Source organism: Nonomuraea sp. NPDC049480, assembly GCF_044465905.1.
GTDB lineage: Bacteria > Actinomycetota > Actinomycetes > Streptosporangiales > Streptosporangiaceae > Nonomuraea.
This window is the reverse complement of the sequence record NZ_JBITMD010000001.1, coordinates 467,879-489,874: the sequence shown is the minus strand read 5'-3', so window position 1 is coordinate 489,874 and position 21,996 is coordinate 467,879. Positions and strand designations below refer to the sequence as shown.

Here is a 21,996-nt window from a genome sequence, read left to right as displayed (position 1 = left end):
CTCGCTTCAGCCGAAGACGAGCTGTCGCAGCAGGTACACGTTGACGCCCGAGATGAGAGCCGCTGCCACGGCGCCGGCAAAGGTGGTTACGGGCGGGTGATGCCGCGGCGGATGAACAGTGGGATGCGCCGGCGCAGGAAGCCATCCGCAAGGCCACCTCAGCGCCTCATGGAGTCCGTGCACCCAACGCGGCACCGGAGCGATCGTCAACAGGTTCCGCGGCGAGGCCTGCCAACCCTGTCCGATGCGGCACTTGTGCACCTCGGCCACGAAAGACGGCCGTCAGCTCACCGTGCGCCCGCGGCCGCTCCCGCAAGCCCTCGATCAAGCCCGAGCCGACCAACCTCCCGCGCCCGGCAGGACAAATGCGGGCGATCGTGGGACGGAGCAATTTGGGCACCTCCACTCATCCGCTCGTTGCCCGCCAGGTTGTTGGACTGATCGAGGGTGACGACGGACACCGGCAGGCGTTCCCCCCAACGCCTCGCCTGGTTCAGGGAGTGTCGTCAGCGTGTACGGCTGCTGCCGTAGCGGAACGGCGGCGTGTGTCGACCGCAGGCGCCAGGAAGGCGACGGAGGCGACGAAGGCGAGCACCACCAGCATGGCTGGGCGCAGGCCCCAGTGCTCGCCGAGGAAGCCGAGGCCGGGCGGGCCCACGAGGAAGGCGATGTAGCCGATCACGGCCACCAGGCTCACGCGGGCGGTCTGCTCCGGTCCCGATTCCCCCGCAGCTGACAGAGCGACGGGGAAGCCCAATGATGCGCCGAGTCCCCAGAACAGAACCGCCGCTCCGGCCAGCACGGCGTTGTCTGAGAAGATCACCAGGATCAGGCCCGCTGCCCCCGAGACGGCGCTGGCCCGCACGACGGTGGTCCGGCCGAAGCGGTCGAGAAAGAACGTGCCGCTGAAGCGGCCGATGGTCATGGCGGCGGCGAACCCGGTGAAGACCAGGGATCCGGATACGGCGTCCAGGCCGTGTCCGTCCACCATGAGCAGCGGCAGCCAATCGTTGGCGGATCCCTCGGCCAGGGCCATCGCCAGCACGATCACACCGATCAGGAGGAGTTTGCGGTCCTTCCAGAGTCTCGGCCTCGGATGGTCGGCGCCGGTGCCGGCTTGGTCTGCTGTGAGGACTCCGGTGCCTGCGGGGACGAAGCGGATGGCGTAGCAGAAGGTCGCGGCCGCGATCAGGGTGACCGCTGCCAGATGCCAGTGCACCGGGAGGCGGGCGGCCGTGGCGGCGATGCCCGCGCAGGCGCCGATGACGGTGCCCAGGCTCCAGCAGCCGTGCAGGGTGGGCAGCGTCGTCGTGTCACTGATCCGTTCGACGTCGGCGCCGTCGACGTTGACGGCGACGTCAGCTGCTCCCATGCCCGCGCCGAACGCGCAGAGGCCCGCCATGACCAGCGGCGCGGACGAGATGAGACTGCCGGCGCTGATGACGGCCATGCTCACGATGACCAGCGCGGTTCCCACGCCGATGACGGGTCTGGTCCCGTAACGGGAGACGAGACGTCCGGAGCACAGAATTCCGATCATGGAGCCGAGCGACAGGCCGAACAGCACCCAGCCCATCTGGCCGGTGGACGCCTCCAGCCGGTCGCGGATGTCCGGGGTGCGGGTCACCCATGACGACATCGCGACTCCTGGAAGGAAGAAGAACAGGAACAGCGCCTGCCGGCGCCGGCGCGTGGCGAGGTCCATGTAGATAGGTCTCCGTGGGGGTTCGGATGTCCAGGCAGTTCTGGGCATCGGTGCTCACCAAGCGTACGTATAGGTGATGAAAGTGATCGTATGAGGACAAAGCCCTCACCCGATACCCGATACTCCGACCCCATCGCAGTCCGCGCGACAGGGGAGCGGCCGGAACGAGAGCATGAGTCCGGTCGATCTCCCTGGCTCCGACGGGCAGGACGGCGCCTTCGCGCACGTAGATCGACATCAAGGTGAAGCCATGTGTCTCGGTGCGCCGGCGCCCGCCTTCGACGCGTTCGCCCGTCAGGTAGTTCGCCCACGTACCGTCGGGCAGGTACTCCTCGTCGAAGTCTTCAGGGTCAGACTCCGAAGGCGCGGCGGACAGCGGATGACGGCGTCGAAGGCACGGTCATCGCATTCTGGCGGGCCAGGCTTCGCCGTCAGCCTGAACTTGGACGTTCTACGAGGTCACGGGCGAGGTCGAGTAGGTGGGGCAGGCGCAGGGTTCGGCCGCCGCTTCCCGGTAACGGAACGTGTAACGGCTCGGTCCAGCTGGTTGGAATCGCTGCCGGTCCGTACACGGCTCCGGCCAGGCCGCCGGTGACCGCGGCGACGGTGTCGGTGTCGCCGCCCAGATCGATCGCGGCGCGGATCGCCTCCTCATAGCTGCGGGTGGTGCGCAGGGCCCAGACGGCTGAGCCGAGGCAGGGCCAGACGGCGCCGTTGAATTCGGTGGCCTGGTCGGGATGCCAGCCAGGGGCCAGGATCGCGGCGTAGCGCTCACGATGGTGGGGATGGACAGCGGCGAGGGTCTGGGAGAGGTGATCTAAGGGATCCGCACCGTCCAAGGCGACGCGTATCAGGTCATGAAAGATCGCGCTGCCTTCCCATGCCGCCGGGTCGCCGTGGGTGAGTGCGGCGATGTTCCGAGCGGCGTCCATGGTCGCCTGCCGCCCGTCGCGGGCGAAGTACACCGCTGACGGGGTGGCCCGCATGAGCGCGCCGTTGCCTGCGGCTCGGTGGCTGCTCCGGTAGTGGGCGGCGGCGGCCTGATCCCAGGGCAGGCCGCGGGTCAGTACGTCCTCGGTCTGCAGTCCGATGTCTTTGGGCTCATCGGCTGCCCACCGCTGGAAGCGGGCGAAGACGTCCGGCAGGTCCAGACCGTCACGCTCCAGCAGCGACTCGGCAACATGAACGGCCATCTGCGTATCGTCGGTGGCCTCCCCGGCGTCCCAGCCGCCGCCTCCGCTCATCTCACCGCCGGCACCTGGTACGGGAAAGCGGGAGGAGAACGCGCCTGCCGGGCCGAACTCGAAAGGAGCGCCCAGTGCGTCGCCCACAGCCGAGCCGACGACCGCGCCAACGGCACGCTGCACAAGATTCACATCCACAGGCTACTGAGCCCTACAGCGTCGGGCCTGCTGGAGCGCTTCGCGATGGGGTGATCGCGCACGAGCTGATTCAGGGGAGTCGGCGGACGCCGAGATGCGTCTTGTACAGCGTTTCAGGGCGCAGCGATCGCCACGCCTGAACAGCGGATCGTCATTCTCGACGTGAGTGCCGGTTACTCCGTTCTGGTCTGGATCTAAGCGCATTCGAGCTGAGATCAGGCAGTTATCGGGGTGGGGGGGAGGGGCGGCCACGGGACAACACCAGTCCGCTGGCGGGAGTCGACGGCGAGCGGATTTGATGGCCTCCTGGCCGCACATCCGAGACCACGGGAGAAAAGGCGCGCGCACGTCGGCTTGCCTAGGAAGGCTGCGCTGCCAAGCGGACACAGGCCGGGCATGCCCGAGTCGCCCTGGGCGAGACCTCCCAGCGAGGCGCTGAACTCGTCCTGGACATCGCCGGCTACGCCACCCGGGACATCGCGACGCCCACGGCGGCGGCGCTGCGGGAAGGCCTGACTGGTACGCCGAGGGCCGCTTCCTCATGACGTGGAGCTCGGTGTTGCGATTGAGAAACCCGGGGACACATGGGTGAGATCCCGCGCAAACGATCTTCTCGAATGCGCGCTTACTAGTTAAAAGTCGCGGTTGTCGGTCCCTGTGCCGGGGCTTTCGCCGGTGATGCGCACGCTGTCGGCTGCGCTCGGCCCGGCGGTGACAGCCGCCAGACCTGCGGTGATGGTTCCAGCAGTAATCAATGTTGCGATGAGACGTCGCATGGTTTCCTCCGATAGGCGAGCAAGGGTGATCACAAGAATTCCAGTCATCGCTGCCGTCCGGGGAGAGGCAGAAGTGCCACTTTTCGCCTTCTTCCTGCCATGCCGGATCTGCGGCGGCGATTCAACGCCGTGATGTGGCTCCAGACTGATGCGGGCCATGGTCGGTGAGGCCGCCGTACCGAACGGTCACTCCTTGAGCGTGCAGGAGCGGACGAACTGTTCGCCGCGGGCACGGGTGGAGTGACGTCGCTGGTGACTGTCCGGAATCGCCAGTTGTGGGGCCGCACGGGAGAGCAGGGCGGCGCCGCGGTCGGTGATCTGGTGCATGGCCGAGCCCTTGCGCCGGGCGGTGACGACCAGGCCGGCATTGCGCAGGATGGAGGCATGCTGGCTGGCGCCGGCCAGCGAGATGCCCAGCGTCCTGGCCAGGTCGGTGGTGTTCACCTGGTCCGTCTCCCTGATCGCGTGCAGGACCTCGGCTCTGGTTTGGCCCAGGAGCGCGATCAGTGACTCGGCCGGCCCGTCCTGCCCGGCGTGTTCGCCTGGCGCTGTCCACAGCCAGGCTGGGCTCTGCTCGACAGGGTAGATCAGGACAGGGGTTCCGGACTGGGCGAGCAGCGTGATGGGGCCCGGCCAGCAGAACACTGACGGTACGAGGGTCAGCCCGCGCCCCTCCAGGTGGAGGTCCTGCTGGACCGGATAGTCGACCTCGAGCACGGGCGCTGTCCAGCGCACCATCGTGTGCAGCGTCTGGAACAGGTGCTCCAGTCCTTTGTCCGCCATCGCCTCCATGCGCTTGTGCCGATCCGCGCGCACGTGATCGCGGATGTTGGTCCAGTACGGCTGCAGGGCCCGCGCGTAGTAGGTCCTGAGGGCGTCACCCAGCCGCCGCATCATCTTCGGCTCACCCACGGCGACATCCGACGCCCACCGGGGCAGGCCCGTCTGCCGCGTCAGGTGGCCCATGTCCGCCCGAAGCCGCGTGCGAGGCGTGCTCATGACCAGGTCGAGCCCGGTTTCGAGATCGGTCGCGCCGGACGGCGGGGTGAGGAAGTCCGGTGAGTATCCCGATGGCCTGCTCAACGTGCGCAACAGCCCGGCAGAGGACGCCGGTGGCCCAGAGCGCAGCGCATGCCGCCACGGGCCGAACACCCTGCTGGCATGCCTCTCCTGTGCCATGTGTGAGCTCAGCAGGATCTCCCACATCACGTCCGGCTCTGCCTGAACGCGCACCCGTAGCAGGTCCTCGGTCGAGAAATGAATGCGCAACATCATGTCTCCCATCAATGTGTCGATCGTAGGAGGACGGCCTGGCCGGATACTGGACGCGACCTTGACGCCGGCCTTCCGGCGCGACACCCCCTCGGACCTGCGCCGACAGAGCCGGAATCGCGGGAAAGCCAGCAAACACCGGCAGATTCAAAGCGTTATGGGGCTGGAAAAGCTAGCTTGGTCAACATGGCGAGGCCGGGTCGTTGAGGGACCGCATGATATTGGGCGAACTGCTGCGCGCGTACCGCGAGAGAGCAGGCATCGGGCAGGAGGAACTGGCCGGCCGCGCGGGAGTCAGCGTCCGCACGCTGCGCGGCATCGAGCAGGGTACGGTCAAACGCCCGCACGCCCGTTCGGTTCTCAAGCTCGCCGAGGCGGCGGGGTTGTCCGCCGCAGACCTCGAGCTAGTGGCGGCAGACGGCCGGATCGGGTCGCGACGGGCCACAGAGGCGCTCCTGCGGATCGACGTGCTGGGGCCGTTGGCCGTTCATGTGCATGGACGGGCCCTCGACCTGGGATCCGCGATGCAGCGCCGCTTCCTGGGGCTGCTCGCGCTGCGGGCCAACGCCGTCGTCACCCAGGCGGAGATCGTCGACTTCCTGTGGGGAGAGCAGATTCCGGCGACGTACTCCAACCTCATCCACACGTACGTGTCGCGCCTGCGGAAGTTCTTCGACGGCCACGGCGTGTCCGGAACGCTGATCAGCCGTACCAGCGCGGGTTACCGCCTGTCCCTGAGCAGTGCGCAAAGCGATCAGCTGGAGTTCGCGGACATCGCGGCGGAGGCGGCGGCTCACCACCTCGCCGGCGACTTCGATGCGGCCGAGGCCGGCTACGCCGAGGCGCTGTCGATCTGGCGGGGCGAGGCGCTGGCCGATCTCGTTCCGCACCCGCGGCACCACCCGGTCGTGGTGGCCCTGTCCCAGCAGCGCCTGACCGCGGTCCTGGACTACGCCGATTTGGCCCTGAGCCGCGGACACCACCACTCCGCCCTGGAGCGGCTACGCGACGTGATCCACATCGAGCCGCTGCACGAGGGGCTGAACGCGCGCATGATGCTCGCCCTGGCCGCCTCGGGGGAGCAGGCGGCCGCTCTGCGGTTGTACGACGATCTTCGCGACCGGCTCGCGGAAAGCCTCGGCATCGAGCCCAGCTCCGAGCTCCAGGACGCATACATACGCGTCCTTCGCCAGGAGGTCGGTGCCGGTCCCACCGGCGACCTCGCGCCGCCCGCGTCTCCAGCCGAGGCCGTTGCGACGCGGCCGCGGCAGCTTCCCGCCGACATCGCGCATTTCACAGGCCGCCACGCGGAGCTGGCGACGCTGGACAAGTTGCTGTCCGGCTCCGACGGCCGGCCGCACCGCGTAGTGATCGCCGCGATCGGCGGCAGCGGCGGTGTGGGAAAGACCGCGCTGGCCGTCCACTGGGCCCACAGGGTTCAGGACCGGTTCCCGGACGGGCAGTTATACCTGGATTTGCGGGGATTCGGGCCCGGTGCCCCGCTGGAGCCCTCCGCCGCCCTGGAGGCGTTGTTACGGGCGCTGGGTATCGCGGCCGAGCGGCTGCCCGCAGGCGTGGACGGGCGTTCTGCTCTGCTGCGCACCGTGCTGGCCGAGCGCCGCATGCTGATCCTGCTGGACAATGCCCGCGATGAGGCGCAAGTGCGTCCCCTGCTGCCCGGCGCGGGGTCCATGGTGCTGATCACCAGCCGCAGCCGGCTGCTCGGACTCGCCGCCCGCGACGGCGCGCACCGTCTCACCATCGACGTCTTCTCGCCGGACGAGACCCGGTTGCTGCTGGCATCGCTCCTGGACGAGGAGCGCATCAGCGCAGCGCCGGAGGCGGATGCGGAGCTCGGCGACCTGTGCGCCCACCTTCCCCTGGCGCTCCGGATCGCCGCGGCCAACCTCGACGCCGACCCTCACCTGAACATCGCCGACTACGTGACGGAGCTGCGCCAGGGTAACCGGCTCGCCGTTCTGGAGGCCGGTGACGACGAGGCGGCCGCCATCCGCGCGACCTTCGACCTGTCCTACACCGCGCTGTCCGATGGGGAGCGCAGGCTGTTCCGCCTTCTGGGCCTCATACCGGGCACGGACTTCACTCCCGCGGTGACGGCCGCGCTGGCCGGCTGCAGCGTCGCGGACGCGCGGCAAGGGCTGCAGAGACTCGCTGCGTTCCATCTGATCGACCCGTACGGGCCAGGCCGTTACACCTTCCACGACCTGCTGCGCCTGTACGCCGCCGAACATGCCCACGCCGATGAGAGCCCCGACGACTTGCGACAGGCCCAGGAGCGCATGCGCGCGTGGTATCTCCACAGCGTCGTGGCCGCCGCCGACCTGCTGCACCCCCTCTTCGTACGGCTGCCACCGCCCCCGCTCACGAGTGAGGTGACACCCGCGGACTTCGACGACGAGGAACGCGCCGTGGCCTGGCTGGAGGCCGAACACGTCAACCTGGTCGCGATGATCCGGCACGCGGTGCGGCACGGCCCCCCTGAGACGGCATGGCGGATGACGGACGCACTGCGTGGCCACTTCTGGGGCAGCAGGCGGCTGGACGACTGGCTCGGCTGCGCAGAGGCGGCCCTCCCCCTGGCCGAGGCAGAAGGGCAGGTCGCGGCCCAGGCCGTGCTCTTGACGAGCCTGGCCAACGCCCACACCCAACAGGACCGTCTCGAGCAGGCGACAGTGCTGTACACGCGTGCTCTCCGCCTGGGGGAGCGGCTGGCGTGGTGGCAGTGCCAAGCCTCCATCCTCAGCGGTTTGGCGTACACCAGTTACCGCCTGGGACGACCGCGACAGGCAGCCGAGCACCTCGAAGAAGCCATCGCCCTTTCTCGACGGCACAACCCGGGGACGGAGCCGGTGTCGTACCTCACCAACCTGGGTGCCGTGTATCTTCAGCTCGGGCGCCTGAAGCCGGCGCTCGAGCGCCTCGAGAGAGTGCGCGATCTCACCGAGGACAACCCCGGACCCGTCATCTGCAACATCGGCGAGGCACTCCACGATCTCGGAAGTCTCCACGAGGCCATCAAGCATGCCCGCGAGGCGTTGTCCATCACCAGGCAGTGGGGTGATCGCAGCGTCGAGGTGGCGTGCCTGGACGTGCTCGCCGCTGTGCACCGCGATCTCGGCCATTACGCCGAGGCGATCAAACTCGCGACGCAGGCCCTGGCGATGAGCGAGGACATGGGCGACCTCCTGGCGGAGGCGAATGCGCTGAACGTCCTCGGGGAGGTCCACCGCCGTAACGGCCGGCCGCGCGAGGGGCTGGAGTACCACCAGCGGGCGTTCGAGGTCACCCGGCGCGGAGACAATCGCTACGCCGAGGTCGTGAGCCTGATCGGCCTGGCGGAGGCCCGCACGAGCCTCGGCGACCCGGCCGAGGCCGCCGTCCACGCGGAACAAGCCCGCGCGATCGCCCATGACCGCTCTTTGCGGGTGCTGGAAGGGCTCGCCCTGACCGCGCTGGCTCGGGCCCGGCTGGCCCGCTCCGCCGCTTCCGAAGCCGTCTCCCCGGCCACCGAGGCACTCCGGCTCCATCGCGAGACCGGCCACCGCCTGGGTGAGGCACGGGCTCTGCGAGCGCTCGGCGACGCGCTGGACGAGTTGGGGGACGGGTCCGCCGCGATGTCGTTCCAGCGCCAGGCGAATGCCCTTTTCGCCGTGATCGGGAGCCCTGAAGCCGGTGAGCCCGGTTTCAGGCAGGATTGAAACTGCTGCACAGCCGGCAGGGCGTGGTTACGCTCGGCGTGGGTTGGTCATTGAAAAGTGAACGATAGGGGAGTCGTTCCGCCGTCGAGCCTCACTACGCCTGACGCACAGCGCCTGCGCCATCATGCGCCACTGCCCGCGCCGTCAGCCGGAACGCTCGCATCGTGGTGACCGCGGAATATGCCCTTAAAGGAGGTTTCTACGTGCTTGCCCACGGATCGACCGCAAGGCTGATACAGCGGCGGTACCACCTCGCCGAGCCGCGTAAACCGTTCCGCTCTGTCGTCGCCTATGCGACGCAGCAAGTGAGCTCATTCGGGGTGAGCGCGGTGAGCAATATCTTCGCCGACTGGACCCGGTTGGGTTTGCCGGCGTTCGAATTCACCGTCTGCTCCGATCGGATCGGGCCGCTGCGCACCGATCTCGGCCTGCTCATGCATATCACCGATGGCCCTGAGGCGATGGCGAGCGCGGATCTGATCATCTTGCTGCCGAGCGACTCCCGGCCGCTCATGCTGCAAGCGCCGGTCGTCGAGGCGATCAGAAGCGCCTACCAGCGGGGTGCCATCGTCGCGGCGTACTGCACGGGTACGGTCCTGCTGGCCGGCACCGGCCTGCTGGATGGGCACCGAGCCGCCACGAACGGAGGGTTCGCGGCACAGTTGGCCCGCCTCCATCCGGCGGTCACCGTCGACCCGGAAGCGTTGTACGTTGATGAGGGCCGCATCGTGACGGGCGCCGCGGCCATTGCGGGCATCGACATGTGCCTGCATCTGTTGCGCCGTGAGCACGGCTCCGCGGTAGCCGATGCCGTGGCGAGGGAAGCGATGATCGCGCCGCGTCGCGGTAGCGGTCACGTCCATTGTCTGCGCCTTGTTCCGGCAGATGCCGCCGCTGCACGTTCGGACGGCGATGACGCCCGCTTGGCCGAGGTGCTCAAGTGGATGCTCACCCGCCTTGATCGCACGATGTCGGTCGCCGACATGGCCCGACAGGCGATGATGAGCCCTCGTACCTTTGCCCGTCGCTTCCGGGAAGCCACCGGGACCACGCCGCACGCATGGGTACTGGAACAGCGGCTTGACCGCGCGGAGGAGCTTTTACGGACCACCGACCTGCCGATCCGGAAGATTGCCGTGGAGGTCGGTTTCAGCTCTGACAGCGCTCTGCGGGAGCGTTTCGTCAGACGGCGAGGTGTGTCACCGCGCGACTACCGCCGGACGGTCAAGCGCCGCTGACAACACCGACGCACCCCGGCAATGCCTGCTCCTCGCCCATCTCGGCTTCCTGCGCGGTACACCACTTCGGCGGCGCTCAGGCCTCGGCTCCATGCCAGTCACCGCAGACGAACAGAATGGCGGGCCGATCGCCGGGCTGTGAGACCGGCGGCGGAATTGGCTCGCAAGGCGACAGAACCGACGCCACCGGGACCTCATCACGCACCACCTCAAGGGCGCCCGGAATGCCGAACCGTGTCCCCATGCAGAACCAATTTCACAGTTTCGCAGCATGAACACAGGGTTCGAAACCGGGCACCTTGAGGATTACGGACTGACGCCCACTACTGGGCGTCAGCACACCTTGAAGATGCTCTTCCAGCCGACGGCCGTCTTCTGCTGCACGTTGCCCTTGGTGGGCAGCTTGAAGTGCACCGGCCCTCTGGCGTTGATCTGGTTGTGCATCCGGCCGGCCTGGCCGGAGCCGTACCACTTGTACGACCCGCGGTAGCGGAGGTTGGTCGTGCCGCACGTGCTGATGACCTGTGTCCGGCCGGTGAAGCCCGGTCCTTCGTAGGCCACGTACATCGAGCCGGGGGTCGCAGACGTCGAGGCGTTGGCGGCACCGCCCATGACGGTGACCAGGGAGGCCGAGATGGCGGAGATGAGGGCGATTTTCTTGATGCTCTTCACGGCGATCCTCCGGATGCGTCTCAACTTATTACCAAAAGTATTCGTAACATCACTTCGAGTAGAGAATTCCTAGGACGCTCACCGATCGCGCGGGCAGAGAGCCCGAACGCCGCAGCCGCGGACTGCTCGGTAGCGGGCGACAAGCTCGGACTCGCCGCAGGAGCGGGGCAAGGGACCGTCCCTCTCGTAGGTTTTCCTGATGAGAGGAACATATAGATCAACACTTGGCCGTCACTTGCACCCCGGTTACACCACACGTCACTGCGCGTAAAGCCACGGATAAACAACTGTGGGTTGTCAACCTGTTGCGGATTGCTGTTGGACATGGCCGCTGACGTGCCGGTTTCCCGGTGTCCCATGTGGCGCTCACCTGCTGCCCCCGGCGCCACCATGCCGTGTCGATCGCGAACTGGAGGACCACGATCTGATCGACTTCGGCGGCGGGGCCCGGGTGATCGCCACCCCGGGGCACACGGACGGAAGCATCGCGATCCACCTTCCAGGACCAGGCGTGCTGTTCAGGGGGGACACCGTGGCCTGGATGGGCAGGTCATTCCCCGGTGTGTTCAACCTCGACCGCGAGGAGAAGCTGCGTGCTTTCCGCAAGCTCGCGGCCGTCGGCGCGGAGCTTGTGGTCCCTCGAAATCCGCCATTCGCCGAAGGCCGGATCGGGCTCACCCACGGCAACTATGATCGCGAAGTGTCGCCGGACTCGGAGGCGAGAGCCTTTCGAGGCACGGCCGCGCTCACCGTGATGCCTTCCCCCGGCACGTTGTTGATGCTGAGGCCGCCGCCCAGCGCTGCGAGTCCGGCACTCCTGATGCTCATCTGTCCGGTAAGGGTGCTGAGCTGCTCACCTGCTATGCCGCCGCCGTCCTCGCTGATCGTCAACCGCAGGCCCCTGGGTGCCACGGTGAGGGCGACGGAAACGGTACGGGCCCGCGCCTGCCGTTCCACATCCTGAAGAACGTCCCGGACGGTGCTTTGGACAATCTCAGCGATATGGGAGGGAAGCCGCTCGTTCGGCAGCGCCCACACTTCCACGGCGATCCCGCTCTGCAGTGACCATTCCGCCAGGCAGTCCTCCAATAAGCGGGAGTTCGCACTGCTGACGGCCGATTGGAGTTCCTCAGTCGACATGCTTTCCTCATTTCTTCCACTACTCATCAATGAGCTGAACGCACGGTCACATCGGTGATCGAAACGCCGACCGATGGAGAAGGCTTCGGGCCTGGCCGCCGGAGTGCAGGTCCAGACCCGGCTATTAGAGCAGAATAATGGCCTTGGCCGCGGTGATCCGGCCGCCGCGCATTATGCGCAGCCGTCCGATGCCCGAGCCGGCGATCAGACCGACGTCGAAAAGGTGCTCCGAGGCGGCGATGGAGTGTCCGATCTCCAACACAGTCTTTCGTCGTCAACTATGGCGTTGCGCATGCGCGCGGGAGGAGAGGCTTGACAGCCAACCTTCGCGCCTTTCCTGCCATGGAGCAGCCATGATGGGGTTGGCGTTCAGGTGCCTGCCGTCACCTGCTCGCCGGGCTCGGTGACGCGGCGTCTGACGAGGTAGCCGAAGACCAGCGTGGTGCCGAACATGAGCACGCCGTAGACAGCGGGCGGCACCGCCATCGTCGAGTTGGCGAGCAGCGACGGGCTGAGCGCGATCGTGATGGCCAGTGTGCTGTTGTGGATGCCGATCTCCATCCCGGACGCGATCGCCTGACGACGCTCCACGTTGAACAGCCGCGGCAGCCAGTAGCCGATGGTGAGGCTGATCACGCTGAACAGCAGCGTCACCAGACCGACGGAGGCGATGTAGCCGCCCAGCCGCTCCCGCTCCTGGGCGATCGCCCCGATGATCACTGCGGCCAGCACGATCGCCGACAGGATCCTGACCGGCTTGTCCATCCGGTCCGCGAACGTCACGCTGAAGCGTCGTACGATCATGCCGACCGCGACCGGCACGAGCACGATGGCGAAGACCTGCACCACCTTGTCGGCCTGCAGCCCGATGTCCGGTCCGGATCCCACGAAGTGGTCCAGCGACAGGTTGACCACGACGGGAAGGGTGAACGCGGCCAGGACCGAGTTCACAGCGGTGAGGCTGACGTTCAGCGCCACGTCGCCGCCGAACAGGTGACTGTAGAGGTTCGCGGTCGTCCCGCCGGGCGAGGCTGCCAACAGCATCATGCCGGCGGCGAGCAACGGCTCCAATCCGAACAGCACGACCAGCCCGAAACAGACGGCCGGCAGCACGAGCACCTGCGCGACCAGCGCGATGACCACCGCCTTGGGGCGGGTCGCGATCCGGGCGAAGTCTCGCGGTGCGAGGGAGAGGCCCAGTCCGAACATGATCAACACGAGCGCGGCCGGAAGCATGACTGTGGTGAGAACGGACTGCTGCACGGGGGACCACCGTTCCTCAAGGGCGAGAACCGCTGACCTTGTCTAACAGTCCGATCCCGCACCGATCAATACATGCGCCCCCTTTTGTGACCTCCCCAAGTGCTTGCTCCTGCTCCCGCCACAACACACCGGTCCACATCGGTCTGTCGCGTGAAGTGCCCGGCCATGGCCCCCGTGGTGGCACTGAGGCGTCTGACCTGTGTTCGGGCTCCTGTCCGATCCCGGCCGCCTGCGGTTGCTGGTCGCCTTGCTCGACGGAGAGCTGTGCGTCATCGCGCTAGGCGTCGATGAACAGCCGCAGGCGGGAGTGGCCATCAGGGTGATCGAGCGTGACACGGTCGCATACGCGGCGAACAACCCACAATCCCATGCCCCGGGAAGGATTGGGGTGAGGGGTGTTGTGGAGATCGCGGGCCTGTAAGGCGCCGGCGCTGTCGGTGACGGTGATGGTCAGGCCGTGGTGGTCGCTGCGGGCGTGCAGAATGCCATCACCGCCGGCGTGGTCAAGCACGTTGGTGACGGCCTCGTTGACCGCCAGCACCACCAGATCCGTCCGCTCATCGGACAGCCCGGTCTTCATGGCGAGTTCGCGTACGAGAGCGCGCAGGGATGCCAGATCGCCGTTGATGGGAACGTGGAACTCAAGCTCCCTCATGGTGATCCTGTCCCATCTGCCGCAGATTGTCGTAATGCGCGGTCCTATCGTGTAACCCAGGCACGTGACTGTAAACGGATTGCGGCCGGAGCAGGCGCTGGAGGGCGGTGTGCCTGTGTCTCGGACCGGGCGATTGCATGGTATTGAGTCACCTATCAAACTGGTGATGTGAAGCACGTGTTTCTGTGCGGCAATCCCGCGCTCGACCTCGCCTGCACGCTCCACGCGCGTCGCACCGCGCGCTTCGAGACGCTCGATGCCCCCGACCGGCTCGATGCGTGGTACGTGGAGTCCGGCATCGTCGACGCCCTGTCTCCCTGCCGGGAAGCGGACCTGGTCGAGGCGGTGGCGGTGCGGGAGGCCATCTATGCGCTGGTCACCGCCCGGCTCGCCGGTGACGGATATGACGGCGAGGCGCTCGCGCTGGTGAACGAGACGGCACGCAAGCCGCCGGCGGCCCTCCAGCTCACGGCCGAGGGGCGATGGGTGGAGGCGACCCCGGCGCAGGCGCTGTCCACGGTGGCCCGGCATGCCATCGAGCTGCTCAGCGGGCCGGAGGTGCCGCTGATGAAGGAGTGCGCCAACCCCGAGTGCACGAAGATCTTCATCGACCGGTCTCGGGGCGGGCGCCGGGAGTGGTGTGGCATGGAGTCGTGCGGCAACAAGATCAAGGCGGCTGCTTACCGAGCTCGCAAGAAGAAGGCGCAGACAGCCGCCGCGACCTGATCCCGCGCAGTGGTCAGCGCGGCGCTCTCATGGCCCGGCAGGCCGGCCACGCTCAGAGGCGGGACGGCCTGCCGCGCCGGATGAAGTCAGGAGACGGGTTCGATCCACACGTCACGGAAACGGGGATTCTCTCCAGGATCGCCGTGGTCCTGGAGGCGGATCCCGCCCGACGCCGCGCTCTCCGGGATGTTGTCGCCTGTGCCGCCGTCGATGGCCACGTCGTCGTGCACCACCACGCCGTTCCAGACGACCGTCACCCGCGCGTCGTCGACCTTCACTCCCGCGCTGGTGTGGCGGGCCGCGCGGAAGGTGATCTCGTAGGTCTGCCACGTGCCCGGGGCGGTGGCCATGTTGCGGTCGGGCGCGCGCTTGGAGTAGATCGAGCCCGCCTCGTTGGCGGCCGGTGTGGTGTCACCGTAAGACTCGAGGACCTGCACCTCGTAGCGCTCCTGGAGGAAGACGCCGCTGTTGCCGCGCTGCTGCCCGGTCACGTCCGGCGGGTAGTCCGGCTCGTACCACTCGACGTGGAGCTTGAAGTCGCCGAACGTCTGCCGGGTGCGGATGTCGCCGCCGTAGGACTCCATGGAGCCGTTCGCGATCGGCCAGGTCGCCGCCCCGCCGGCCCGTTTCTCCCACGCCGCCAGGCTGGACCCGTCGAACAGCGTGATCCGCTGTGCCTTCGACACGGTGAGGTGGTCGAGGCTGACCTGTCCCGTGTCGCCGGAGTCGTACCTGTAGGCGATCCTGTTCGAACCCCGCTTCAGGTTGAGCGCCTCGGTCTGGACGGCCCAGGCGTCCCAGCCGCCGGTACCGGCCAGCCGCACCTGCCTGACCTTGTCACCGTTGACGTACACGCTCACCGACATGCCGGCGTTGGCCGCGTAGCGGAGTCCGATGTTGTGCGTGCCGGGTGCGTCCGTCCGCACGGTGAACGACGTGCTCGCGCCCGCGGTCGTGTAGCCGTCGACGTAGCCCTTGCCGGTGTAGCCCTGATGGTTCGTGCTCACCTTCGCGCCACCGCGCAGCGAGGCGTTCTCCGCCTCCAGCACCGGTCGCGCGGCCACGGTGATGGAGTCCAGGTTGACGTTGCCCGCGTCGCCGCTGTCGTACTTGTAGGCGATGGTGTTGGCGCCCGCCTTCAACACGAGCGGTTCGATCCGGGTGGCCCACAGGTCCCACGTTTCCGTCGTGGGCAGCGGCACCTGCCTGACCTTGGTCCCGTTGACGTACACGCTCAGCGACTTGGTGCCGGGTGCGGGGTCCGGGCCGTTGGAGTAGCGCAGGCCCACGTGGTACGTGCCGGCCTCGGCTGCCCGTACGGCGAACCGCGTGGTCGCTCCCGCGGTCCAGTAGCCGTCGACGAAGCCGCTTCCCGAGTAGCTCAGATGGTCGGTGCCCAGCTTCGCGCCCCCACTGTGTGACGCGCTCTCCGCCTCGTACGTGGTGTCCGTCGTCGGGCCGCCGATCATCGAGTTGAGCGTGTACCAGGCCTCGGTGCTCCACAGCGACTGCCCCGATGCCGAGCTGAACGGACGCGGTGACCGCAGGTGCACCACGCGCCCCGGCTTGAGGCCCGCGATCTTGAGCGTGACCTTCTTCCCGCCGGAGGCCGGCTTCGCGGAGGTGACGGTCAGCGGCTCCTCGTCCACCTTGGGGCCACCATAGGTGGAGGCCGCGGCGTACCGCCATTGGGTGGCCTGATACTTGGCCTTCAGCGACGTGGCGGTCTCCGCCGACAGCGGCTGGGTGTACTCCAGCTCGAAGCCGCCCTCGATGGCGCGCATCTTCAGGATGTCGAACGCCTCGTCGCCGCCGGGGGTCAGCTTCTGCAGGCCGTAGGTGAGCTTGCCCGGCTGGCCCCAGTTTCCGCCGGCGCCGAGACCTCCGGCGTAGATGGCGCCGTCGGGACCCAGGCTGATCCGGTTGACCCCTGCCTCGAGTCCCTGAGTCAAGCGGAAGACCGCGCCTTGGTACTCGCCGTTGACCTTCTCGAGGAAGGCCCGCTGGATCCCGCCGTAGGTGACGTCGCCGAACAGCAGTTGCCCCGCGAACCTGCCCCGCCTCATGACCAGCGGGGTGCTGGGGGAGTTGGCGATCTCGTTGTGCGGCAGCCAGAGCACGGGCGGGCTCACCAGGTTGTCGTCGAACGGGCCTTCGGGGTTGGTGTAGTGGTTGAAGAACCGGTCCTTCTTGATGTGCACCAGCTTCGAGGCGGGCAGCCAGCCGCCCTGGTTGTCCGTGACGAACAGCTCGCCCGCCGGACCCCAGCCGAGCCCGTTGGGCGTGCGCAGACCGCCGGCGATGTACTCGACCTCGCCGGTGGCCTTGTTGACCTTGATGGTCGTGCCCCTGTCCCTCGCCGGCTGCGGGTCGGTGGTGGCGCCGCCGTAGTTGATGGCGACGGAGAGGTTGATGTAGAAGTGGCCGTCACGGTAGAGCAGCCCGAACGCGAACTCGTGGAAGTTGCCGCCGAACGGCCAGCTCGCCACGGTCCTGAGGTTGTCGGCGACCTCGTCGCCGTTGGTGTCGTTCAGCTCCACCAGCCGGGACTTCTCCGAGACGTAGAGCTTGCCGTCCACGTACTTGATGCCCATCGGCTCCTGCAGCCCGCCGGCGATCTTCTTGGTGGTCACCTGCGCGGGTGAGGTCTTGCCTGTGACGTTGCCCAGCAGATAGACCTCGCCGAGCTTGGTCTCCGAGCCGCCCCACGTGGCGATCGCCAACCGGCCGCCGGGCAGCCAGTCCATCGCGGTCACCTGCGGCTGGAAACCGTTCGGGCGCAGGTCGGTGAGCGTGAAGTCGGGGTGTACCGACTCCAGCGGCAGCCCGTCGCCGGGGGAGTCGGCGCCGCTCTCGCACTCCTTGCGCCCGGGGGCGGTGACCCGCACCACGTCCGCGTCCGTGCTCAGCACCGAGTTCGGTACGAGGGTGAACTCCGCGGATCCAGGTGGCTTCCACTCCAGCTTGAGCTGCTGGCCGTACAGGTGCTCGAAGTGGTCGACGCGCAGCGCGTGGTAGCCGGTGGTCAAAGTGATGGTGCCGTCCACGGCGACCGGCCCGTGCCGCCCGTCGTTGGTGATCACGACAGTGTCGTCGATGCGCAGCCGGGAGCCGTCGTCGCTGGTGAGCCGGAACTCGTACGTGCCTGCGGCAGGGATGTCGATGTTGCCGATGGCCTCGGTGACGAACATGTCGCCCAGGCCGAAGTCGGCGTCGGAGGCCCAGTCGATGGTGGGCATCAGCTTGTCCACGTTGGGCGTCTGACCGGGCTTGAGCGTGCAGAGCTTGGACAGTTCGACCTGGACGTCGTAGGTGCGCAGGGTGATGCCCGGCTCCTGCGGCGGGACCGCCGCGTGCGCTTGAGCGGGTACGACGAGGCACGAGAGCGCGATGATCAGCAAGACGGATAACAGGGGTAATTTCCGCATGACCTGTCCCAACTCGGTGAGGGTGCCGCGTTCGGCGTTGGTGTGGGGGTACGGCATCGCCGGGACGGCTGCGATCCATCGGCGGATGCCGGGTCTCATTCGCTGGAACGTGAATGGATTAACGCTGCTCTGCGCCGTAATATAAAGCGAGATTTTCGACTTGCCCATACTCTTTCGCCAGAAATCGAAGAAAGTCGTGACTTGTCAGGGCGGAAGGCGCGGAACGACCCGCAACAGCGGACGCATCGCGACGGCTCTCGATGAAGACACAGCACGATTGATCGGCGTGGTCGTGCGTGGCGAGAATGAGGACCATGGCCAAGGGGGAGCTGAACGGCCTGCGGCAAGCGCTGGCACGGGTGCGGGCACAGGTCGTGGAAGGGCTTGGGCGGCGGGAGGCACCCGGCGTACGGCGGCGCTCGTCCCCGAAACAGGACGGGGTGTGTCCGTACCAGGGACTGGTGCCGTTCGAGAGCGACAGGAGCGAGCTGTTCTTCGGGCGCCGGAGGGCGGTCCGCAACCTGCTGGAGCGGCTCGCCCCGCGGCTGCGGGAGCGCGGGTGCGTGCTGCTGGTGTCGGGCGCCTCTGGGGTGGGCAAGTCGTCGCTGCTGCAAGCCGGGCTGATGCCGGCGCTGGCGGAGGGGACGCTGCCGGTGCCCGAGTCACAGGCGTGGCCGCGGCTGCTGGTCACGCCGACCTCGACCCCCTTGCGCGCGCTGGCCGGGAAATGGGCCGAGACGCATGGCGGGCACCCCGAGACCGTGTACGAGACGCTTCGGGACGACCCGCAGGCGGCTCTCGCGCAGACCGGGCGCTTCGTACTGGTGGTCGATCAGTTCGAGGAACTGTTCACCGTGGTGAGGGACGAACGGGAGCGCCAGGCCTACGTACGGGTCCTGCACACCATGGCCGAAGGCCCCGAAGCCGCAGTGATCATCGGAGTGCGCGCGGACTACTGGGACCGCTGCGCCGCCTACCCCCAGTTCGCCGAGGCCATCCAGGACGGCCAGGTCATCGTCGAGCCGATGACGGAGCCGGATCTCCGGCTGGCCATCACCGGCCCCGCCTCCGCGGTGGGCCTGGAGATCGAACCCGGCCTCGTGGAGACCATCCTGCGGGAGCTGCGCGCCACGGGCGATTCCCCTGATGACGGGTTCGATGCCGCCTCCCTGCCGTTGTTGTCACAGGCCCTGCTCAACACCTGGAAGAGACGCGAGAACGGCAGGCTGACCATCCGGGGGTACGAGGACTCCGGCCAGGTCCGCTACTCGGTGCAACGCACGGCCGACGAGGTGCTCGAGCGGTTGCCACCGGAGGACCGCAAGGCCGCGCTGCGGATCTTCCGGCGGATGACGGTGATCGCCGCGGGCGGGCGGATGACGCGGCGCCGGGTGACGACGGCCGAGATCCACGCGGCCGCGTCCGCGCACTCGGCGCAGCGGCGTGCCCAGGTCGAGGAGCTGTTATCGGCATTCGCCGACCAGCGCCTGCTCACGCTGCACGAGGACAGCGTCGAGATCGCCCACGACGCCCTGCTGACCACCTGGCCCACCCTGCGGCAGTGGCTCGAACCCGACCTGACCGCGCATGCGGTCTACGACCAGCTCGTCGAGGACGCCGCGCGATGGGCCGAGCACCACCGCGACCCCGCCTTCCTCTACCGCGGGGCCCGGCTGCTGGCCGTACAGGACAGCAGGCCCCGCTGGGACCGTGACCCCGGCAGCTTCCCGCCGCCCGGCCCCACCGTCAACGGCTTCGTCGCGGCGTCCGCCCGGGCCGCACGGCGGGCGGGCCGCCGCCGCGCCGCCATCATGGCCGGCCTCGCCACGCTGTCGGTGGTCGCCCTGCTCGCCGCCGGCGTCGCCGTGAACGCCGCGAACGACGCCGACCAGCAGCGCCGGCTGGCGGTCCAGCAGCGACAACTGGCGGTATCGCGCCAGCTCGACGCGGAGAGCGAGGTCACCGACGATCCGGTCACGTCCGCACTGCAGGCCGTGACGGCGTGGCGGCTGGCCCGAACTCCCGGGACCCGTCACCGCCTGCTCGACATGGCGGTGCACGCGGACCGGGGGATTTTCTCCGCGCAGACCAGACTCATCACCCAGCTGCTGTTCAACCCCGCCGGCTCGATCATCGCGACCGGAGACAACGGCGGTGTCGTGCGGTTATGGGACGCGGCGACACGCCGGCAACTCGGCGACCCGATCACCCATGAGGGGCTGTGCGCCCTGGGATTCGAGGCGGCCTTCAGCCCCGACGGCAGGGTCCTGGCCACGGCATGCTTCACCGACGTCGTGTTCTGGGACGTGTCCACCCGCCGACCGCTGGGCGGCCCGATGGACACCAAGGAAGGAGTGACGGCGCTGGCGTTCAGCCCCGACGGCAGGACCCTCGCGACCTCGACTCCCCATGGCACCGTACGGTTGTGGGACACCACCTCCCGCCGTCAGGCCGGAGCCGCCCTGGGCCGCGCCCGCAAGTCCGTCGACCGCTCCACCAGGGAGATGGCTTTCAGCCCGGACGGGAAACGTCTGATCACCGCCGGGGCCGACGGCACCGTACGAATCTGGGACACCGCAAGTCACCGCCAGATCGGCAAGGCGCTCACCGGGCACACCAACGGCATCACCGGCATGTCCCTCAGCCCGGACGGCAGAACCCTTGCGACGATCAGCACGGACGACACCCTCCGGCTGTGGAACCTGACCACCCGCGAACAGATCGGCGGCGTCCTGCGGGGTACCGGCAGCAGCCTCGGCTTCGACGCGGTCGCCTTCAGCCCGGACGGGACGAGGCTGGCCACCAACGGGGGAGACGGCTACACCAGGCTGTGGGACACCACCAGCCGCCAACAGGTGGGCGACCCCCTGACCAGCAGGCGGTTCAGCGCCAAGAAAATGGCGTTCAGCCCGGACGGGGCGACTCTCGCGGCCGCCGACATGAACGGCCAAGTGTGGCTGTGGGACCCGAGGGTGCACCGGCAGATCGGCGTCGCGATGCCCGCCACGTACGATGTCGCCTTCAGCCCGGACGGAAAGACCCTGGCCGCCTCCGACCCCACGGTCGCCATCGGCACCGGCCTCGACGACAGCGCCGCCCGGTTCTACGACATCGCCACCTGGCGCGAATCCGGCCGCCGCCTGCAACCCGAGGACGACCCGGCGCCCGACGACTGGGCCGGCATCATCAAGATCAGATTTAGCCGCGACGGCAGGACGCTCAGCACGGCCGGCACCGACGGCACCGTACGGCTGTGGGACGCCACCACCCGCCGGCAGACCGGCTCCGCCGCCACCCTTCGCCCGAACGGAGAGCTGAGCCCCGACGGCAGGCTCTACGCCGGTTCGATACCCGGCGGTTCCATCGGACTCTGGGACGTCATGGGCCGCCGCGAGATCGGTCCCCGCATCACCGTCCCCGGCCACACGGATCTCGTTTTCGCGAAGGCGTTCAGTCCCGACGGCGCCATCCTGGCACTGGCGGGCAACGACCGGACCGTACGGCTGTTCGACGTGGCCACGCACCGCCAGATCGGAGCCCCTCTGCCCGTCGGCGTCACGGCCCTCCACACTGCGCTGGCCTTCAGCCGCGACGGAAAGCTCCTGGCCACCACGGGATCGGACAGCGTGGTACGACTGTGGGACGTGGCGGGCCATCGTCAGATCGGAGCCATTCCGACCGGTCATGCCAACGCCGTCGCCGCGATGGCCTTCAGCCCCGACGGCACGACCCTTGTGACCGCCTCGGCGGATCGCACCGTACGACTCTGGGATGTACGGACTTTCCACCAGATCGGCCCCCCGCTGACCGGTCACACGAAAAACCTGGTCGACGTCGCCTACAGCCCGGACGGGACCACGCTTGCCACGGTGAGCGCCGATAGGACGCTGCGGCTGTGGAACGTCGCCGCGCCCGCCGACCCCGCCGCCAGGGTATGCGCCATCGCGGGCCGCTCCTTCACCCGCGCCGAGTGGCAGCACCATGTCCACGGGGAGGAATTCCGGCAGGTGTGCCCCTAGT

Annotated in this window: 16 protein-coding genes and 1 pseudogene; 6 read left to right on the top strand and 11 right to left on the bottom strand. The window is 68.1% G+C overall.

Going from position 1 to position 21,996, the window contains the following annotated elements; translation table 11 throughout:
• Positions 1-118: 118 nt before the first annotated feature.
• Positions 119-451: a transposase gene (locus ACIBX3_RS02330; protein ID WP_397112211.1), complete on the top strand. Its 333-nt coding sequence runs from the start codon at positions 119-121 to the stop codon at positions 449-451.
• 42 nt (positions 452-493) lie between these two features.
• Here the strand turns inward: ACIBX3_RS02330 and ACIBX3_RS02325 are convergent, their stop codons facing one another.
• The 4 genes from ACIBX3_RS02325 to ACIBX3_RS02310 form a co-directional block, all read right to left on the bottom strand.
• Entirely contained in the window at positions 494-1,705 is a 1,212-nt protein-coding gene (locus tag ACIBX3_RS02325) for an MFS transporter (RefSeq protein ID WP_397112209.1), read from the bottom strand.
• A gap of 431 nt (positions 1,706-2,136) precedes the next feature.
• Positions 2,137-3,081 (bottom strand): ADP-ribosylglycohydrolase family protein, encoded by a 945-nt coding sequence (locus ACIBX3_RS02320; protein ID WP_397112207.1) that lies wholly within the window; start codon positions 3,079-3,081, stop codon positions 2,137-2,139.
• Positions 3,082-3,719: 638 nt separating this feature from the next.
• Positions 3,720-4,022 carry a hypothetical protein gene (locus ACIBX3_RS02315; RefSeq protein ID WP_397112205.1) on the bottom strand — a complete coding sequence of 101 codons (303 nt, stop codon included), beginning with the start codon at positions 4,020-4,022 and terminating at the stop codon, positions 3,720-3,722.
• A 27-nt stretch (positions 4,023-4,049) separates the two neighbouring features.
• Complete coding sequence (locus ACIBX3_RS02310) at positions 4,050-5,138, bottom strand: DUF5937 family protein (RefSeq protein WP_397112203.1); 1,089 nt, start codon at positions 5,136-5,138, stop codon at positions 4,050-4,052.
• Positions 5,139-5,350: 212 nt separating this feature from the next.
• Here ACIBX3_RS02310 and ACIBX3_RS02305 point away from each other — a divergent pair, with 212 nt between their 5' ends.
• Together ACIBX3_RS02305 and ACIBX3_RS02300 are read left to right on the top strand one after the other, a co-directional pair.
• Positions 5,351-8,854 (top strand): tetratricopeptide repeat protein, encoded by a 3,504-nt coding sequence (locus tag ACIBX3_RS02305; protein ID WP_397112201.1) that lies wholly within the window; start codon positions 5,351-5,353, stop codon positions 8,852-8,854.
• 164 nt (positions 8,855-9,018) lie between these two features.
• Complete coding sequence (locus ACIBX3_RS02300; protein WP_397112199.1) at positions 9,019-10,092, top strand: GlxA family transcriptional regulator; 1,074 nt, start codon at positions 9,019-9,021, stop codon at positions 10,090-10,092.
• 333 nt (positions 10,093-10,425) lie between these two features.
• On the opposite strand, the gene ACIBX3_RS02295 is transcribed toward ACIBX3_RS02300, so the two are convergent.
• On the bottom strand, positions 10,426-10,764 hold the full coding sequence (locus tag ACIBX3_RS02295; protein ID WP_397112197.1) for a MiAMP1 family antimicrobial peptide: 339 nt from the start codon (positions 10,762-10,764) through the stop codon (positions 10,426-10,428).
• A 289-nt stretch (positions 10,765-11,053) separates the two neighbouring features.
• On the opposite strand from ACIBX3_RS02295, the pseudogene ACIBX3_RS02290 reads away from it, so the two are divergent.
• Positions 11,054-11,344: pseudogene (locus ACIBX3_RS02290) on the top strand (MBL fold metallo-hydrolase); the annotation flags it as partial.
• Here ACIBX3_RS02290 and ACIBX3_RS02285 read toward each other — a convergent pair.
• The 5 genes from ACIBX3_RS02285 to ACIBX3_RS02265 form a co-directional block, all read right to left on the bottom strand.
• On the bottom strand, positions 11,315-11,446 hold the full coding sequence (locus ACIBX3_RS02285) for a hypothetical protein (RefSeq protein WP_397113405.1): 132 nt from the start codon (positions 11,444-11,446) through the stop codon (positions 11,315-11,317). The pseudogene ACIBX3_RS02290 and the gene ACIBX3_RS02285 sit on opposite strands and share 30 nt — an antisense overlap.
• A gap of 5 nt (positions 11,447-11,451) precedes the next feature.
• On the bottom strand, positions 11,452-11,904 hold the full coding sequence (locus ACIBX3_RS02280; protein WP_397113404.1) for a hypothetical protein: 453 nt from the start codon (positions 11,902-11,904) through the stop codon (positions 11,452-11,454).
• 124 nt (positions 11,905-12,028) lie between these two features.
• Positions 12,029-12,166 (bottom strand): hypothetical protein, encoded by a 138-nt coding sequence (locus ACIBX3_RS02275; protein WP_397112195.1) that lies wholly within the window; start codon positions 12,164-12,166, stop codon positions 12,029-12,031.
• A 107-nt stretch (positions 12,167-12,273) separates the two neighbouring features.
• Complete coding sequence (locus tag ACIBX3_RS02270; RefSeq protein ID WP_397113369.1) at positions 12,274-13,140, bottom strand: bile acid:sodium symporter family protein; 867 nt, start codon at positions 13,138-13,140, stop codon at positions 12,274-12,276.
• A 304-nt stretch (positions 13,141-13,444) separates the two neighbouring features.
• Positions 13,445-13,822, bottom strand: coding sequence for an ATP-binding protein (locus ACIBX3_RS02265; protein ID WP_397112193.1), 378 nt, complete (start codon positions 13,820-13,822; stop codon positions 13,445-13,447).
• A 168-nt stretch (positions 13,823-13,990) separates the two neighbouring features.
• On the opposite strand from ACIBX3_RS02265, the gene ACIBX3_RS02260 reads away from it, so the two are divergent.
• Positions 13,991-14,548, top strand: a complete 558-nt coding sequence (locus ACIBX3_RS02260; RefSeq protein WP_397112191.1) for a CGNR zinc finger domain-containing protein — start codon at positions 13,991-13,993, stop codon at positions 14,546-14,548.
• Positions 14,549-14,634: 86 nt separating this feature from the next.
• On the opposite strand, the gene ACIBX3_RS02255 is transcribed toward ACIBX3_RS02260, so the two are convergent.
• Positions 14,635-18,075, bottom strand: a complete 3,441-nt coding sequence (locus tag ACIBX3_RS02255; protein ID WP_397112189.1) for a family 16 glycoside hydrolase — start codon at positions 18,073-18,075, stop codon at positions 14,635-14,637.
• Positions 18,076-18,290: 215 nt separating this feature from the next.
• On the opposite strand from ACIBX3_RS02255, the gene ACIBX3_RS02250 reads away from it, so the two are divergent.
• On the top strand, positions 18,291-21,995 hold the full coding sequence (locus tag ACIBX3_RS02250; protein WP_397112187.1) for a hypothetical protein: 3,705 nt from the start codon (positions 18,291-18,293) through the stop codon (positions 21,993-21,995).
• The last annotated feature ends 1 nt before the right edge of the window (position 21,996 follow it).

Excerpts from the sequence above, each read along its gene's own strand:
- ACIBX3_RS02325 (WP_397112209.1), bottom strand. The coding sequence starts at position 1,705 with ATGGACCTCGCCACGCGCCGGCGCCGGCAGGCGCTGTTCCTGTTCTTC.
- ACIBX3_RS02280 (WP_397113404.1), bottom strand. The coding sequence starts at position 11,904 with ATGTCGACTGAGGAACTCCAATCGGCCGTCAGCAGTGCGAACTCCCGC.
- ACIBX3_RS02305 (WP_397112201.1), top strand. The coding sequence starts at position 5,351 with ATGATATTGGGCGAACTGCTGCGCGCGTACCGCGAGAGAGCAGGCATC.
- ACIBX3_RS02250 (WP_397112187.1), top strand. The coding sequence starts at position 18,291 with ATGGCCAAGGGGGAGCTGAACGGCCTGCGGCAAGCGCTGGCACGGGTG.
- ACIBX3_RS02315 (WP_397112205.1), bottom strand. The coding sequence starts at position 4,022 with ATGGCCCGCATCAGTCTGGAGCCACATCACGGCGTTGAATCGCCGCCG.
- ACIBX3_RS02255 (WP_397112189.1), bottom strand. The coding sequence starts at position 18,075 with ATGAGACCCGGCATCCGCCGATGGATCGCAGCCGTCCCGGCGATGCCG.
- ACIBX3_RS02310 (WP_397112203.1), bottom strand. The coding sequence starts at position 5,138 with ATGATGTTGCGCATTCATTTCTCGACCGAGGACCTGCTACGGGTGCGC.
- ACIBX3_RS02270 (WP_397113369.1), bottom strand. The coding sequence starts at position 13,140 with ATGCTTCCGGCCGCGCTCGTGTTGATCATGTTCGGACTGGGCCTCTCC.
- ACIBX3_RS02265 (WP_397112193.1), bottom strand. The coding sequence starts at position 13,822 with ATGAGGGAGCTTGAGTTCCACGTTCCCATCAACGGCGATCTGGCATCC.